Consider the following 14,486-nt stretch of genomic DNA (forward strand, 5'->3'; position numbering starts at 1 on the left):
GCGGCGTCCCGGCTTTTTCATGCCAGCTCGGCGTGGGTTTTCCACGGCTTTGCGGCAGTCACTCCAACGTGACTTTTCGTTGACGAATACCCGTCGTATGTAGGGGTCTCCCCACGCGGCAATCGCGTTGAAACGACGCACTTCCGGATGGAAAACGGTTCCACATTTTCCCGGAAGTGCTCTAACGAGCACGAACAAAGACGCCATGATATCCGCCTGCACACCAACAATCCGACGTCTCACCCTGGCGGTCGGGCTGTTTGGTGCGTTCTGCGGAGCGTCCGCAGCGGATGACGGCAGGGCGGCCAAGGACGGGGCGGTCAAGGACGGGGCGGTCGGGGGCGGGGAGATCAAGGGCGTCGTCGAACTCTTCACCAGCCAGGGCTGCTCCTCCTGTCCGCCGGCGGACGCAGCGCTCAAGAAGCTCGTCGATGAAGGCGAGGTCGTCGCGCTCGCCTATCATGTCGACTACTGGAATTATCTCGGATGGGCGGACACGCTCGCTTCCAAGGAAAATACCGAGCGGCAATATGCCTATGCGCGGATGCTCGGCCGCTACGGCGTCTACACGCCGCAGGCGATCCTGAACGGGCGCGATCATGCCAACGGCGCGGACCTGCCGGCCATCAGGAACCGGCTTGCGTTGATGGACGAGAAGGGCAAGGGCCTGTCGGTGCCGGTCGATGCCTCGATCGGCGGCGATGAAATCTCGATCAAGGTCGGTGCCGGCAAAGGCAGGGCGAATGTCGTCGTCGTCTATTTCGACCGGGCAAGGGTGGTCAAGGTCGAGAAGGGCGAGAACAGCGGCAAGGAGATCGCCTATTGGCATGCCGTTCGCGACATCCAGACGATCGGCATGTGGGAGGGAAAGCCCGCGGAATTCACGCTGCCCGCCTCGGTCCTGATCGAAGGCCAGGGCAACAGCGGTTGCGCGGTGCTGCTGCAATCGATGAAGGACAAGGAAACGCCCGGAGCCATCATCGGCGCTGCAACGGTTCTCGCGGGGCCACAGGGAAAGCTCTGAGGACGCAGGAAACGTTCCGCCTCGCTTGCGGCGGAACAGGGGATGGTTCGGCCCGGCAGCATCGAGGGGCTGGGGCTGAGGGTTCGAAGTTACCGGACCGAACCAGCCATGTCTGCGTTCGAGAACCTCCCGCAGCATGACGGCTGGCCGGACATACGGTGGCAACGACTCTGTCCGGCAGCGGTCGGAGTGTTGCGGCGAATTGGGGCGGCGTTTTGACTGAATTGCGGCAGCCCCAAGAATTGCTGACATTGATCAACAGCTTCCGTCTTGCTTTTCCGATCGTGTGAGGCACACTGTCGTGGTCCTGTCACATTAGAAGGCCGAAATGCCGATGACTGATGAAACGGATTTGCCGCGAGGCGAAGCACGTCACTACGGCCGGACCACCTCCGAGGTGGTCGTCGATCTTCACGAATACAAGCAAGCCAAGAACCCCCCGCCCGTCACCTTCCATCGCCGCGAACTCGACCTGATCCTCAAGGTCTACGGCCGTATGGTGGGCGAAGGGGAGTGGCGCGACTATGCGATCGACCATCTGAGGGACCGGGCCGTTTTCTCGGTGTTCAAGCGCGCCGGAGAAGTGCCCCTCTACCGCATCGAGAAAAACCCGAAGCTCGCCGCGAAACAGGGCGCCTTCAGCGTGCTCAACGCTCACGGGACGATATTGAAGCGGGGCCACGAGCTCGCCCAGGTGCTCAAGGCCTTCGACAAGGTGCTGAAGCTCGTCAAGACCTGACCGACATATCACTGGAGCTGCCCCTCATCCGCCTGCCGGCACCTTCTCCCCGCAGGCGGGGCGAAGGGACAAGCGGCAGCGCTTCGCCTTGGTCCCCTCTCCCCGCGTGCGGGTTTATCCCTGAAACGGCGGGCAGGGCCAAATCGCCTGCACCGAGCGTGCCATCAGTGTTGCGAATCAGATAAGTGTATGCTTATCTGACGTCATGATTGAGAATGACATATTCAAAGCTCTCGCCGACCCGACACGCCGTGCAATCTTCGAGAAGCTGGCGAGCGGAAGTATGAACGCCAGTGCCTTGCGCAACGGTATGGACATCAGCCAGCCGGCCATGTCCCAACACCTCCACGTATTGCGTAATGCAAAGCTGGTGCGGGAGGAACGGCAGGGGCGCTTCGTGAACTACGAGGTCGACCCGGAGGGGCTGGCGCTCATAGCCGGATGGCTGGCGAAGTATCGCGCCTACTGGCCGGCGCGGATCGATGCGTTGAAGGTCTTGCTGAGGGATATGGATCAATGAACGATGTGGAGCTAAACGAGCAGGCAAGGAATCTGGTGCTCGAATACGAACTCGATGAAGCGCCTGAAAAGGTTTGGCGGGCGATCAGCATGCCTGAGTTTCGTGAGAGATGGTTGCCCAGGCGGGAACTGGCCGGGGCTGAGCCTGTCTCCACCGCACCGGGCAAGGAAATCCGCTACAAAATGCGCGACGACGAGCCTCCCTTTCTCGAAAGCCTCGTGGCGTTCCAGGTCAGACCCAACAATGACGGCGGCACGATTCTTAGAATTATCCATGGGCTGGAGGATGAGCGACTGGCTCCGCGAACTCCGCCGGCGGCGAATAGCAATCGGCTTTGGCTGATGCGCGCCGCCTGACGTCTCATTCTACCAAAACAAGGTCATCAGACAGGAGTTCGCCTATGCGCGAAGCGATGCAACTCGTCCCTATGGTCGTCGAACAATCCAGCCGTGGCGAGCGCTCTTTCGACATCTATTCCCGCCTGCTGCGTGAGCGAATCATCTTTCTGAACGGCGAGGTGAACGATGCAGTGTCCGCTCTCGTTTGCGCACAGCTGTTGTTCCTGGAGGCCGAAAGCCCCAAAAAGCCGATCCAACTCTATATCAATTCGCCCGGCGGTGTCGTTACCAGCGGCTTCGCGATGTACGACACGATGCGATACATCCGAGCGCCCGTTCATACGCTTTGCATGGGGACGGCCCGCTCGATGGGATCATTCCTGCTGATGGCAGGCGAAGCGGGCGAGCGCACAGCCTTGCCCAACGCAAGCATCCTTGTCCATCAACCGTCGGGCGGCTTTCAGGGACAGGCCTCCGATATGCTCATCCATGCCGAGGAAATCAGGCGAACCAAACACCGCATGACGCGGCTTTATGCCGAGCATTGCGGGCGAACATATGAAGAATTCGAGCGCGCCATGGATCGCGACCGGTTCATGACCGCGGAAGAAGCTCTGGAGTGGGGTCTGATCGATCGCATCATCACCGAACGGGAGATCGGCGCTGAACGTGATGCATGAAGCTCACCTGCGCAGGCTCAGCTCCTATAAAGCGTATCCGGATAGACGCCCTCGGTGGGCTTGGTTGCGGTTCCTTCTCCGAGCGGCCGCTGCATGAAGGCGGTATCCAGCCATCGGCCATGCTTGAAGCCGGTTGCCTTCATCAGTCCCTGCAACTCGAAGCCGAGCGCCCGGTGCAGGGCGATCGATGAGGGATGCGCGCCGCCGATCACCGCTATCATCTGGCGGAAGCCGAGAGCCGTGCAGCGCCCGACCAGTTCGGACAGCAGCGCCTTGCCGATGCCCTTGCCCCGCGCTTCCGGCGAAAGATAGATCGAATCCTCCACCAGGAACCGATAGGCGGTGCGGTTGCGGAAGGCGGAGGCATAGGCATAGCCGATAACCGCGCCACGCTCGTCCAGCGCGACCACATAGGGATAACCGTTACCGGTGATCGTGGAGAAGCGGAGTGCCATCTCGGCCTCGGATGGCGGCGTCTCCTCATAGGTCGCGACCCCGTTCAGGACGGACTCGCGATAGATTTCGGTGATCGAGCGGAGGTCGGCGGCAACGGCGTCGCGGAGCGTGGCAGTCATGGAATTCTTCGCGCGTTATGGTTGGAGCTGTACTGTCTCGCATGGATGCGCCGGATCGATCAAGACCGGTTCAGGGCAATAAAAAAGGCGGCCGAAGCCGCCTTTTCCGTCGAACCGGTTCGCGACTACTCGTTCTTGTTGCCAAGGAACTGCAGCATGAACATGAACAGGTTGATGAAGTCGAGGTAGAGCGTTAGCGCGCCCATGATGGCCTTGCGGCCGGCGACCAAGGCGTCATCGCCTTCAAAGTACATTTCCTTGAGCTTCTGCGTGTCGTAGGCGGTCAGGCCCGCGAAGATGAGCACGCCGATCACCGAGATCGCGAAGCCGAGTGCCGAAGAGGCAAGGAAGATGTTGACGACGGATGCGATGATCACGCCGAAGAGGCCCATGATCAGGAACGATCCGAGGCCCGAAAGGTCCTTCTTCGTCGTATAGCCGTAAAGCGACAGGGCACCGAACGAAGCAGCCGTCACGAAGAACGTCTGCACGATGCTCTGGCCGGTGAAGACCAGGAAGATCGACGACAGGGACAGGCCCATCAGCGCCGCATAGACCCAGAAGGTCGTCTGCGCCGCGGAAACGCTCATGGAATTGATGCGGAAGCTCAGGAAGAACACCAGCGCAAGCGGCGCCAGCATAACGACCCACTTCAGGGGCGAAGCGTAGATAAGCTGGGCGAATGCCGGATTAGAGGCGGCAAGCGCATAGGTTCCGTAAGCTGCCACGCCGGTAATCGCCAGGCCGAGAGCCATCAGGTTGTAGACCTTCAGCATATAAGCGCGAAGGCCTTCGTCGATCACGGCACCCGCCTGAGCGCCGGCGGGCGACATTCGGGTTTGGTAGTTTCTCAGATCAGCCATTGTTTCCTCATTTAAGCCCCGGTTGAAGTTACGGTGTCGGGCGGCGAACCTTGTCGTTCCTTTGCGCGCCCAGGCGCCGCTGCGGGGCTCCAGCATGCCTGTGGACAAATATGATGGTGAACGCCGTCATGCACAAGGGCGAAGCGCTTGGAATCGAACAAAGTCGGGCGGCCGGACCATCAAACTAGAGTGATTTACGGTTAATTCGGCCATCGTGGCCGAAAGCGCGCGACAGGGATGGCAGGATCAGAGTTCCCGCAGCACCGGAGCGGCCTTTTGCCCGAGGACGCGCCAGGTGCCGGCGAGGCCGATCCCGACCGTCACGACCAGCGCAAGAACGATCGTAGCGACGGCAACGTCCGGCAGGAAGCTCGAGGGCAGGGTCATGATGCGGCTGACGACGAACCAGGCCGAAACGCCGCCGGCGAAGAGCGCGAAGACGGCAGTCGCCAGGCCGAGAATGACGTATTCGTAGCTAAAGGCGCGGATCAGGGTCGCCCGCGTCGCGCCGAGCGTCTTCAGGACCACCGCATCGTGGATGCGGGCACGGTTGCCGGCGGCAAGTGCGCCGGCGAGCACGAGGATAGACGCGATAAGCGCGACCGCCGCGGCGGCGCGCACCGCCGTTGCAAGCTGCCCGAGCAGCGTATTGACGATGTCGAGCGCGTCCTTCACACGCACGCTGGTGATCGTCGGATAGGCATTGGTCACCCTCTTCAACACCGCCGCCTCCTCCTCGGCCGAGGCGTCGGGATCGATGATGGTCGCGAGCCAGGCATGCGGGGCGCCGGCGAAGGTGTTCGGGGAGAAGACCATGACGAAATTGATCGACAGCGATTCCCACTCGACCTCGCGGAAATTGGCGATCCGGGCCGTGATGTTGCGGCCGAGCACGTTGACGGTCACCGTATCGCCGAGCTTCAGCCCGAGTTCGCGGGCCTCCTCCGCCGAGAAGGAGACGAGCGGCTCGCCGCCATAGTCCTCGGGCCACCAGCTGCCTTCGGTGAGTTTCGAATTTTCAGGCCTGTTCCTGGCATAGGTGATGCCACGATCTCCGCGCAGCACCCATTGGCCGCCGGGGGGAACGTTGCGGCTGTTCACATCCTCGCCGTTGAGCGCGACGATGCGCCCGCGCAGCATAGGCACTTCGATGATCTTGCCCTCCGGCATCGCTCCCGCGAGCAGGGAGCGGAAGCCTTCGATCTCGCTGCCCTGGATGTCGACGAAGAAGAAGTTGGGAGCGCGCTCGGCCATGTCGCCGGTGAGCTCGCGCCGCAGATTGCCGTCGATGAGCGCCAGCGTCACCAGAAGAGCGAGGCCGAGACCGAGCGACAGCACCACCGACGGCGTCAGGGCGCCCGGCCGGTGAATGTTGCCGATGGCCAATCTCAGCGCCGGCGAATTGACGCGCGGGCTGCGCCGCGCCAGCCAGGATATGAGGAGCGAAACCCCGCGCAGCACGATGAAGGCAAAGGCGATCGCGCCAAGGAAGATCAGCGAAATGTAACGGTCATAGGCGGTCCAGACCGCGAGCCCGGCAAGTGCTGCCAGGCAGATGAAGGCTCCGGCGAGATAGGGCAGGGCAGGCAAGCCCGTCGGCTCGAAACCCTGTTGCCGGAAAAGCGCAGTCGCCGGCACCCGGCGCGCCCGCCCGAGCGGCAGGATGGCGAAGGTCAGCGCCGTCAAGAGGCCGAAAAGCGCCGCAAGGCCCAGGGCGGAGGGATAGAGCACGAACGCGGTGGAGACGGGCAGCAGGCCGGCAAGGAACTGCGCTGCCACGAAGGGGATGAGGGCGCCGAGCACGAGGCCGATCGCGATGCCGATGAGGGCGATCATCAGGATCTGCGCAAGGTAGATCATCGCGACCAGCGACGCCGGAGCGCCGAGACATTTGAAAGTCGCGATGACGCTGCGCTTGCCGTCGAGATAGGAGCGCACGGCGTTGGCAACTCCGACGCCGCCGACGATCAGCGCCGTGAGCCCGACGAGCGTCAGGAATTGGGAGAAACGCGTGATGTTTGCATTGAGGGACGGTGCGGCATTGCCGCTCGTCCGTATCGACCAGCCGGCGGAGGGAAAGCGGGTCTCGGCCTGCACGCGAATGAGCGGCACGTCTGCGGGATCCGGCAGGCGGACCTTGTAGGTGTGTTCGACAAGGCTGCCGGTCTGCACGAGCCCGGAAGCGGCAAGCGCATCGGAGGAAATCATCAGCCGCGGCGCAAAACCGAAGCCGTCGGAAAGAGCGTCGGGTTCGCTGGCGAGTGTCGCGCCGATCCGGATACGCGCATTGCCGATGAGAATTTCCGCGCCGGGCGAGATGCCTAGGCGCTCGAGGAGTAAAGGCGCGGCGACTGCGCCGAACACTTCGCCGTCCTTGGCCAGCAACTCAGGGAGCGGCTTTGCCGGCTCGCTTTCGAGCTTGCCGTAAAGCGGGTAGGCGCCGTCCACGGCCTTGAGCTCCACCAGCGCCTGGTTGGAGCCGTCCGGAAGCCGCGCCATGGAACGCAGACCCGCGGATACCGAAACCTGGCCGAGACCCTGGAGGAAGGCCCGCTCGTCCGCGGTCGCCACCCGATTGTTGAGCTCGAACCGGATGTCGCCGGCGAGCAGTTCCTGCCCCTGCGAGGCGATCGTTTCGCTGATCGACTGGGACAGCGAGTTGACCCCGGCGATCGCGGCCGTGCCGAGGGCGATGCAGGCGAGGAAAATATAGAAGCCCCTCAGGCCCCCGCGCATTTCCCTGAGCGCCAGACGAAGCGCGAACAGCGGGCGAAGCGCGAGCAGAGGGCGCAGGGAAATCATCGGGCGCAGCCGCCGGGCGGCAACCGTCCCGCTCATGCGGACACGGCTCCCTGCCGGGCCGAGGCGGAGAGCCGTTCCGCGTCGGAGACGATTTCTCCCGAGCGGACGCGTATCTGTCTTTCGCAGCGTCCGGCGAGCGCCGCATCATGCGTGACGAGAACGAGCGTCATGCCACGCTCGCGCTGTTCGGCAAAGAGGAGGTCGGCGATCTGTCGGCCGGTCTCGGCGTCGAGGTTACCCGTCGGCTCGTCGGCGATCAGGAGCTTCGGAGAGGGCGCGAGCGCCCGGGCGATCGCCACGCGCTGCTGTTCGCCGCCGGAAAGCTGCCCGGGGTAGTGCGTCAGGCGTTCGCCGAGCCCCACGGCGATCAGTTCCTTGCGCGCTGTGTCGAATGCATTGCGGACATTCGCGAGCTCGAGCGGCACCGCGACGTTCTCAAGCGCGGTCATGTTGGGGATGAGATGAAAGGACTGGAAAACGATGCCGACATTGCGGCCGCGGAAATCGGCGACCGCGTCCTCGCCGAGGCGGTGGAGCGCCGTGCCGTCAATGATGATTTCACCGCCGTCGAGCCGCTCCAGCCCGGCCATGACCATGAGCAGAGTCGATTTGCCCGAGCCCGAGGGGCCGACGATGCCCACCGATTCGCCGGCATCGATCGCGAGGCTTACGCCCTTCAGCACATGCACGGACGCCGCGGCTTCGCCCAGCGTCAGATCCGCATTTTTCAACTCGATGATGGTTTTTGCCACGCGAAAGAGCCCTATATGAAAATTGGATACGGATCATCAAACAATTGTCCGCCGATTTAGGAACGAACCTATGGCATTAAAAGACTTTCTGCCCATTTTATTCGGCCTGACAATGACAATCGTGTTATCGGCGGCGGCTCGCGCCGAGCCCGTCAGCCTCGTCGGCTTCGGCGACAGCCTGATGGCCGGCTACCAACTCCCCCCGGAAGATGCCTTCCCCGCCCGCCTCGAAAAGGCCCTGAAGGAAAAGGGGATCGACGTCACGATCGCCAATGCCGGCGTTTCCGGCGACACGACCTCCAGCGGTCTCGCCCGCATCGACTGGTCGATCCCCGAGGGCACCGACGGCGTCATCCTCGAACTCGGCGCCAACGACGCGTTGCGCGGCATCCCTCCGGAGGAGACGCGCAAGAATCTGGAGGCGATGGTCGCACGGCTCAAGGAGCGCGGCGTCGCCGTCCTGCTCGCGGGAATGATGGCGCCGCCGAACATGGGGCCGGATTATGCGGCGCGCTTCAATCCGATCTATCCCGACCTCGCAAAGGAACACAATCTCGTTTTCTACCCTTTCTTCCTCGACGGCGTCGTCACCGAGGTCGGCCTGAAGCTCGACGACGGGATGCATCCGAACGGCGGGGGTGTCGGCGTCATGGTAGACCGCTTCCTGCCGACGGCGGAGCTTTTCGTCCGCTCACTTGCGAAAGGAGAATGACAGCGCATCCACAGTTAAGGGAAGGTTAACGTTCCGACGGAACAAATAATGGTTGCGTGCAGATGCGATGCGTGATTCGCTTCAAGCATCTGCAAGAGATTCGGGGAGCTCGCCATGCCGAGACTGTTCACCGCCCTCGAAATTCCGCGCAATGCAGCAATGAGTCTTTCCTTGCTGCGCGGAGGTCTTCCCGGAGCTCGCTGGATCGATGTGGAGAATTATCACATCACGCTCCGCTTCATCGGCGACGTCGACTGGCGAACCGCCGACGAGATCATCGACAGACTTGACCGCATCGAACGGCCCGAGTTTCAGCTGCAGCTGTCGGGCACCGGCGCCTTCGGCTCCAAGAAACCGCATTCCGTCTGGGCCGGCGTCAGCATCGCTCCCGAAATGTTCGCCCTGCAGGCCGAAATCGAGCGCATCTGCCAGCGCATAGGGCTGCCCTCGGATCCGCGCAAGTTCACCCCGCATGTGACGCTGGCGCGCCTGCGCTCCTCGCGCGTCGAGGATGTCGTCGAATATCTCTCCGGGCGCGGCAATTTCGTCACCGCTCCCTTCACCGTCTCCCGTTTCGTGCTCCTGTCGTCACGCGACTCGGTCGGCGGCGGCCCGTATCTCACGGAAGAGGTCTTCCCGCTTCACGAAGAGCGCTCGAACCTCGCGAGCAACGAGGAGCATCCTGCTTCGAGCGTCTGGTAAAGCGCCCGAAGGCCTCCGCCGGCTCCTAGACAGGGATCGGGAACGTCCTCGTCGTGCGGCAAGGATTGCGCGTGAACATTGTCGCGGGCAAGTTCGTTGTTAAGCACAGGATGCAGCAAGGAGGAACAGCATGCGGCCGGAAAAATTGGACGCGGCGGCCATCGCCGAGCACTTGCACAAGATGGAGGGCTGGGTCCTTGCGGAGGATGGCGGCTCGATATGGAAGACCTTCCGGTTCAAGACTTTCGCCGAGGCCTTCACCTTCATGACGCAATGCGCCTTCGCCGCCGAAAAGCTTAATCATCATCCGGAATGGTTCAACGTCTACAACAAGGTGGACGTGACGCTCTCGACTCACGACGCGGATGGACTGACCGAACTCGATTTCAAGTTGGCGGCAAAGATGGACCAGGCGGCGGAGGGCCGCATGCCCGACCATATGTAATGAGGGCCGGATGCCCGACCATATGAAATAAGGGCCGCATGCCCGACCATTTGAAATGGCGGCCGCCACTCCCATATCAGGCTGCGGCACTACAATGCCGCGCAGTACCCTGAACGACCGGAATCGACGCGATGGACGATATCAAGATCGGTGAAATCCTCCTCCCCGGCGAGGAATCCGAACAGGAGCGCAAGGAGCACAAGGTGCGCCGCCGGTTCTGGCCGACCTTCCGCCGGGCGGCCCGGCAGATTCCCTTCAGCCGCGACCTCGTCGCCGCCTATTATTGCGCAGTGGATCCGGCGACGCCGACGCGCACACGCGGCATTCTGCTCGCGGCGCTTGGCTATTTCGTGCTGCCGCTCGACTTCGTGCCGGACATGCTGGCCATGATCGGCTTCTCCGACGACATCGCCGTTTTGACGGCCGCCTTTGCCGCGATCAGCGGCCAGATCAAGGAACGGCATTACCAAAAGGCCGACGAAGTGCTGCAAGACAGCGTCGAAAAGTGAGTTGTCCCCGCTATTGCGACATCTGTGCGTCTGATCATACCCCGGCACTAGAGCGGGATGAGGAAAAGTGTGTGCGGTTTTCCGCCCGCATCCCGGGTCTCAACTTCTTGGAATCGATCACGTTCATGTTTTCAGGTCGACCCGACCTAAAAATATCGTGATCTAAGGCCTGTTGAGATTCAACCCCCTCTGGCCTGCCGGCCATCTCCCCCCCAAGGCAGGGCTATCGCATATGAGCGATAAGAGAAGTGAGGAATTGGTCATCCCAGCCCGCCTTTTTGATTTTCCGGCGGATGGAGGCCTTGTCGGGGTGAGATCGCAAGAGGTTGAGAGCGATCTTGCGCAAGAAGGCAATGTTCTGAGGGCCGTTGTCCTTGCGGTTTCTGGCGGCGTCCTCGCGGAAGTGGACATCCAGAACCCAATGCAGTTTGTTTTCGATTTGCCAATGGGTTCTTACAACCTCGATCAGCGCGCTCGGCGACATGGTGGTGGAGAGCAGGAAGTAGCGGACATGGCTGGTCAAATGGCCGTTGGTATGACGGCTTGTGGTCTCGACGCAGCCGATGGCCTGCAGGCCCGGAAAGTTGATATCGTCGACAGCCACAACGCTGGCGCGGCGTGTCTCGGTGCGGTCATGGGCAGTCTCGGCTGCAATCTGGATGCTCTCGACGTGGTCGGCGTCCTCGATGCGGGCGAGCGCCTGGGCCAAGAGGCCGGGCTGGTTGGCCTTCAGTGCCAGAGCATAATCGCCGCCGGCAGCGAGGATGGCGCGGGCGGTGTCGGGCCGGCAATGCAGGGCATCGGCGGTGACGATAGAGCCCTCCAGTGCCAGCAGCGCGAGCGCATCGAGAGCCCCTTGCACCTCATTGCGGCCCGGCGCGAGCTTTTGGCCGATGACCAGACCGGGACCGGCAGCCCAGACATTGACGAAGTGGAGTGGCGTGGCCTTGGCGGCGCGCCGGTAGGCACCGCGCACCGCCTTGCCATCGATCGCTACCACCCCTTCGAGACCCTGCGCAAAGCTCGCCGTGAGACGGCGAAAGGCCGCGTCAAAGGCATCCGGATCGAGATGGCGGAAGACGGTGGAGAAGGTGTCATGGCTGGGAATGCCATAGGGCAGCGGCACGATTGTCTTCAGCCATTTCTTCTTGGCAACGCCGAAATCGGCCATATCGGTACAGCTTTCCGCACCGCAGACAATCGCCGCAACGGCAATGAACAGGATCGACGTCAACGGATGGCGCGCATTGCGACCGCGCGGATCGGGCAAATCTTCAAAGCAAGCGGCAAATCTACTCATCGAGACCTCCAAGTCAGCGGAGAACTCCAAGAATCGATTTGCCGCAACAAAACAACCGCTTATTTGCTAAATGCGATTCCCCTGCCCCCAAGGGGGGAGACGATAAGCGGCTTGACCTTCACCTATGAATCTCAAAACGCCTTAGAGGCGCCTTGCCGCAATCCCGCCCGGAAAGTCAAACTCTTGCCCGATTCTTTGTGACATAGAGGGAGGCAAGGGGCGGCTCTCCAGTATCGACGTCGACCGGATCGGCAATCCGTGTGCGAATGGACCTCGAGGCGCGTTCGGGCGCAAAAAGGGGCGTTATCCCGAATCGTTGACGGTTTGGTAACCCGGATTAAGTCAAAATAAACTTAAATCGTGACTATGCGTTGCCCATCCCACGCGGTATCGGGCGACCGTAAGCAAGACAAGCGGCAGGAACTCATGTTTGTAAGAAAGATCGCAACTGCACTCGCACTCGTAATGGCTGCATCCGGCGTGGCTTCCGCTCAATCTCCGACGCGAATCCAGCAGTTCAACGCCTGGGGTGCATATTCCTACCAGGCCGGTAACGGCAAGGTCTGCTATGTGCTTTCCGTGCCCAAGGAAAGGACCCCGGCAAGTGTCGATCACGGCGATATCTTCTTCCTCGTTTCGCAGCGTCCGGGACAGAACATCAGCTATGAGCCACAGGCGATGATGGGGTATCCGCTGCAGGACAATTCCAAGGTCAACGTGGTGATCGACGGCCGCACCTTCGTCATGTTCACCAAGGGCAATTCCGCCTGGGTGGAAAATGCCGCCGAAGAGCCGGCACTGGTCGCTGCGATGAAGTCGGGCAAGGCCATGTCGGTCAACGCGAAATCGCGGCGCGGCACGGAAACCTCCTACTCGTATTCGCTCTCCGGCATTTCGGCCGCCCTGAAGCAGATCGAGGCCTGCAAGTAAACTAAGCCCGCTTCACCGATCGCAAGGGCCGGCCGTGAGGTCGGCCTTTTGCGTTGGGGGCCAGGCGGATAGGGGCAGAAAAATGTCCCATGGTGACTCGCCGCAAAAAGAATGCTAAAGCGGCCGCAAATTCTGAGCCCCTGCGCCCCCGTCGAGCGCGTGACCGAGGCTCGCCAGATTTCAATTCGAGCATCGGAACAGGACCCGGAAAACGTCTCCGGACGAGCCGTCGCTTTACGACAGGACAAGATGAGCATGGCAGCCACCGAGATTCTAAACAGGGCGGACATCGTCAAGGCGCCGCAGGTGCGGCTCGCGCCACAGCCGGAAAAGCCGTCGCTGATCGGCCTGTTGCGCGACGACATCGCGAAGCTGCTCGCCGAAAAGGGCGTGCCGGAGCGGCAGGTGAAGATGCGCGTCAGCCAGCTCTGGCACTGGCTTTACGTTCGCGGCGTCTCGGGTTTCGACGAGATGTCCAACGTCTCCAAGGACATGCGCGAGATGCTCAAGGAGCATTTCACCATTGCACGGCCGGACATCGTCGAAGAGCAGGTTTCGGGCGACGGCACGCGCAAGTGGCTGCTGCGCTTCCCCCCACGCGGCGCCGGCCGTCCGGTAGAGATCGAGACGGTCTACATTCCCGAGGAGGGCCGCGGCACGCTTTGCATTTCGAGCCAGGTCGGCTGCACGCTCACCTGTTCCTTCTGCCACACCGGCACGCAGAAGCTGGTGCGCAATCTGACGGCGGAAGAAATTCTTTCGCAGCTTCTGCTCGCCCGCGACCGGCTCGGCGATTTCCCCGAGCGCGACACGCCGCAGGGTGCGATCGTGCCGGCGGAAGGCCGCAAGATCACCAATATCGTGATGATGGGGATGGGCGAGCCGCTCTACAATTTCGAGAACGTCAAGACGGCGCTGCTGATCGCGTCCGACGGTGACGGGCTGTCGCTGTCGAAGCGGCGCATCACCCTTTCCACCTCCGGCATCGTGCCGGAGATCTACCGCACCGGTGAGGAAATCGGGGTGATGCTCGCGATTTCGCTTCATGCAGTGCGTGACGATCTGCGCGACATGCTGGTGCCGATCAACAAGAAGTATCCGCTGAAGCAGCTGATGGAGGCCTGCCGCGCCTATCCGGGCTTGTCGAATGCCCGCCGCATCACCTTCGAATATGTGATGCTGAAGGACGTCAACGACAGCCTGGAAGACGCCAAGGAACTGGTGAAACTTCTGAAGGGCATTCCGGCCAAGATCAACCTGATCCCCTTCAATCCCTGGCCGGGCACCAATTATCAGTGCTCGGACTGGGAACAGATCGAGAAGTTCGCCGACTTCATCAACCAGGCCGGCTACGCCTCGCCGATCCGCACCCCGCGCGGCCGCGACATTCTTGCCGCCTGCGGCCAGCTCAAGTCGGAATCGGAACGCATGCGCAAGGTCGACCGCCTCGCCTTCGAGGCGATGATGATCGCCAATCACGGCGAGGACTGAGGCGGCTCATCGCCCTTCCAGCCTCCCGGGGGGCCGCACGATCACCGCGATCGATGAAGAAGTTTGATGGATGAAGCTGTTTGCGCCGATTGATTTCGGCCCCT

Annotated in this window: 16 protein-coding genes; 11 read left to right on the forward strand and 5 right to left on the reverse strand. The window is 61.9% G+C overall.

Annotation, left to right across the window (positions count from 1 at the left end; all coding sequences use genetic code 11):
* Positions 1–205 precede the first annotated feature (205 nt).
* The 5 genes from JOH52_RS07005 to JOH52_RS07025 all read left to right on the forward strand — a co-directional run bounded on the left by JOH52_RS07005 (position 206) and on the right by JOH52_RS07025 (position 3,301).
* Positions 206–1,024, forward strand: a complete 819-nt coding sequence (locus tag JOH52_RS07005; protein WP_010970510.1) for a DUF1223 domain-containing protein — start codon at positions 206–208, stop codon at positions 1,022–1,024.
* A gap of 328 nt (positions 1,025–1,352) precedes the next feature.
* Positions 1,353–1,763, forward strand: coding sequence for a DUF2794 domain-containing protein (locus JOH52_RS07010; protein ID WP_013844925.1), 411 nt, complete (start codon positions 1,353–1,355; stop codon positions 1,761–1,763).
* 205 nt (positions 1,764–1,968) lie between these two features.
* Entirely contained in the window at positions 1,969–2,283 is a 315-nt protein-coding gene (locus JOH52_RS07015; protein WP_003529706.1) for an ArsR/SmtB family transcription factor, read from the forward strand.
* Positions 2,280–2,639 (forward strand): SRPBCC family protein, encoded by a 360-nt coding sequence (locus tag JOH52_RS07020; RefSeq protein WP_010970508.1) that lies wholly within the window; start codon positions 2,280–2,282, stop codon positions 2,637–2,639. The genes JOH52_RS07015 and JOH52_RS07020 overlap by 4 nt, the downstream gene beginning before the upstream one ends.
* A gap of 44 nt (positions 2,640–2,683) precedes the next feature.
* The gene (locus tag JOH52_RS07025) at positions 2,684–3,301 is read left to right on the forward strand and encodes an ATP-dependent Clp protease proteolytic subunit (RefSeq protein ID WP_010970507.1); all 618 of its coding nucleotides are present in this window, start codon (positions 2,684–2,686) and stop codon (positions 3,299–3,301) included.
* Between the two features lie 17 nt (positions 3,302–3,318).
* Here the strand turns inward: JOH52_RS07025 and JOH52_RS07030 are convergent, their stop codons facing one another.
* The 4 genes from JOH52_RS07030 to JOH52_RS07045 all read right to left on the reverse strand — a co-directional run bounded on the left by JOH52_RS07030 (position 3,319) and on the right by JOH52_RS07045 (position 8,293).
* Positions 3,319–3,876 (reverse strand): GNAT family N-acetyltransferase, encoded by a 558-nt coding sequence (locus JOH52_RS07030; RefSeq protein ID WP_010970506.1) that lies wholly within the window; start codon positions 3,874–3,876, stop codon positions 3,319–3,321.
* Positions 3,877–4,001: 125 nt separating this feature from the next.
* Positions 4,002–4,739, reverse strand: coding sequence for a Bax inhibitor-1/YccA family protein (locus tag JOH52_RS07035; protein WP_010970505.1), 738 nt, complete (start codon positions 4,737–4,739; stop codon positions 4,002–4,004).
* A gap of 246 nt (positions 4,740–4,985) precedes the next feature.
* On the reverse strand, positions 4,986–7,577 hold the full coding sequence (locus JOH52_RS07040) for an ABC transporter permease (RefSeq protein WP_010970504.1): 2,592 nt from the start codon (positions 7,575–7,577) through the stop codon (positions 4,986–4,988).
* A complete protein-coding gene (locus JOH52_RS07045) occupies positions 7,574–8,293 on the reverse strand; it encodes an ABC transporter ATP-binding protein (RefSeq protein WP_010970503.1) in 720 nt (239 codons plus the stop codon). Before JOH52_RS07045 ends, JOH52_RS07040 begins: the two co-directional genes overlap by 4 nt.
* Before the next feature lie 70 nt (positions 8,294–8,363).
* Between JOH52_RS07045 and JOH52_RS07050 the strand changes: the two genes are divergently transcribed.
* From JOH52_RS07050 to JOH52_RS07065, 4 genes are all read left to right on the forward strand, one after another.
* The gene (locus JOH52_RS07050; protein ID WP_003529696.1) at positions 8,364–9,005 is read left to right on the forward strand and encodes an arylesterase; all 642 of its coding nucleotides are present in this window, start codon (positions 8,364–8,366) and stop codon (positions 9,003–9,005) included.
* Positions 9,006–9,119: 114 nt separating this feature from the next.
* Positions 9,120–9,707, forward strand: coding sequence for an RNA 2',3'-cyclic phosphodiesterase (gene thpR / locus JOH52_RS07055; protein ID WP_003529695.1), 588 nt, complete (start codon positions 9,120–9,122; stop codon positions 9,705–9,707).
* Between the two features lie 130 nt (positions 9,708–9,837).
* On the forward strand, positions 9,838–10,152 hold the full coding sequence (locus JOH52_RS07060; protein ID WP_010970501.1) for a 4a-hydroxytetrahydrobiopterin dehydratase: 315 nt from the start codon (positions 9,838–9,840) through the stop codon (positions 10,150–10,152).
* A gap of 131 nt (positions 10,153–10,283) precedes the next feature.
* Entirely contained in the window at positions 10,284–10,661 is a 378-nt protein-coding gene (locus JOH52_RS07065; protein ID WP_010970500.1) for a YkvA family protein, read from the forward strand.
* Between the two features lie 223 nt (positions 10,662–10,884).
* Here the strand turns inward: JOH52_RS07065 and JOH52_RS07070 are convergent, their stop codons facing one another.
* Positions 10,885–11,961, reverse strand: coding sequence for an ISAs1-like element ISRm21 family transposase (locus tag JOH52_RS07070; protein ID WP_010969728.1), 1,077 nt, complete (start codon positions 11,959–11,961; stop codon positions 10,885–10,887).
* Between the two features lie 426 nt (positions 11,962–12,387).
* Here JOH52_RS07070 and JOH52_RS07075 point away from each other — a divergent pair, with 426 nt between their 5' ends.
* Both JOH52_RS07075 and rlmN read left to right on the forward strand, forming a co-directional pair.
* Positions 12,388–12,891 (forward strand): invasion associated locus B family protein, encoded by a 504-nt coding sequence (locus tag JOH52_RS07075; protein WP_003529690.1) that lies wholly within the window; start codon positions 12,388–12,390, stop codon positions 12,889–12,891.
* Positions 12,892–13,146: 255 nt separating this feature from the next.
* Complete coding sequence (gene rlmN, locus JOH52_RS07080) at positions 13,147–14,382, forward strand: dual-specificity RNA methyltransferase RlmN (protein ID WP_014529960.1); 1,236 nt, start codon at positions 13,147–13,149, stop codon at positions 14,380–14,382.
* Positions 14,383–14,486 lie beyond the last annotated feature (104 nt).

The sequence above is a fragment of the Sinorhizobium meliloti genome (assembly GCF_017876815.1).
GTDB lineage: Bacteria > Pseudomonadota > Alphaproteobacteria > Rhizobiales > Rhizobiaceae > Sinorhizobium > Sinorhizobium meliloti.

What these genes read in the sequence shown, in the direction of transcription:
- JOH52_RS07035 (WP_010970505.1), bottom strand. Translation starts at nt 4,739, where the DNA reads ATGGCTGATCTGAGAAACTACCAAACCCGAATGTCGCCCGCCGGCGCT.
- JOH52_RS07025 (WP_010970507.1), top strand. Translation starts at nt 2,684, where the DNA reads ATGCGCGAAGCGATGCAACTCGTCCCTATGGTCGTCGAACAATCCAGC.
- JOH52_RS07060 (WP_010970501.1), top strand. Translation starts at nt 9,838, where the DNA reads ATGCGGCCGGAAAAATTGGACGCGGCGGCCATCGCCGAGCACTTGCAC.
- JOH52_RS07020 (WP_010970508.1), top strand. Translation starts at nt 2,280, where the DNA reads ATGAACGATGTGGAGCTAAACGAGCAGGCAAGGAATCTGGTGCTCGAA.
- JOH52_RS07050 (WP_003529696.1), top strand. Translation starts at nt 8,364, where the DNA reads ATGGCATTAAAAGACTTTCTGCCCATTTTATTCGGCCTGACAATGACA.
- JOH52_RS07065 (WP_010970500.1), top strand. Translation starts at nt 10,284, where the DNA reads ATGGACGATATCAAGATCGGTGAAATCCTCCTCCCCGGCGAGGAATCC.
- thpR (WP_003529695.1), top strand. Translation starts at nt 9,120, where the DNA reads ATGCCGAGACTGTTCACCGCCCTCGAAATTCCGCGCAATGCAGCAATG.
- JOH52_RS07015 (WP_003529706.1), top strand. Translation starts at nt 1,969, where the DNA reads ATGATTGAGAATGACATATTCAAAGCTCTCGCCGACCCGACACGCCGT.
- JOH52_RS07005 (WP_010970510.1), top strand. Translation starts at nt 206, where the DNA reads ATGATATCCGCCTGCACACCAACAATCCGACGTCTCACCCTGGCGGTC.
- JOH52_RS07070 (WP_010969728.1), bottom strand. Translation starts at nt 11,961, where the DNA reads ATGAGTAGATTTGCCGCTTGCTTTGAAGATTTGCCCGATCCGCGCGGT.
- JOH52_RS07030 (WP_010970506.1), bottom strand. Translation starts at nt 3,876, where the DNA reads ATGACTGCCACGCTCCGCGACGCCGTTGCCGCCGACCTCCGCTCGATC.
- JOH52_RS07075 (WP_003529690.1), top strand. Translation starts at nt 12,388, where the DNA reads ATGTTTGTAAGAAAGATCGCAACTGCACTCGCACTCGTAATGGCTGCA.
- JOH52_RS07010 (WP_013844925.1), top strand. Translation starts at nt 1,353, where the DNA reads ATGCCGATGACTGATGAAACGGATTTGCCGCGAGGCGAAGCACGTCAC.
- rlmN (WP_014529960.1), top strand. Translation starts at nt 13,147, where the DNA reads ATGGCAGCCACCGAGATTCTAAACAGGGCGGACATCGTCAAGGCGCCG.
- JOH52_RS07040 (WP_010970504.1), bottom strand. Translation starts at nt 7,577, where the DNA reads ATGAGCGGGACGGTTGCCGCCCGGCGGCTGCGCCCGATGATTTCCCTG.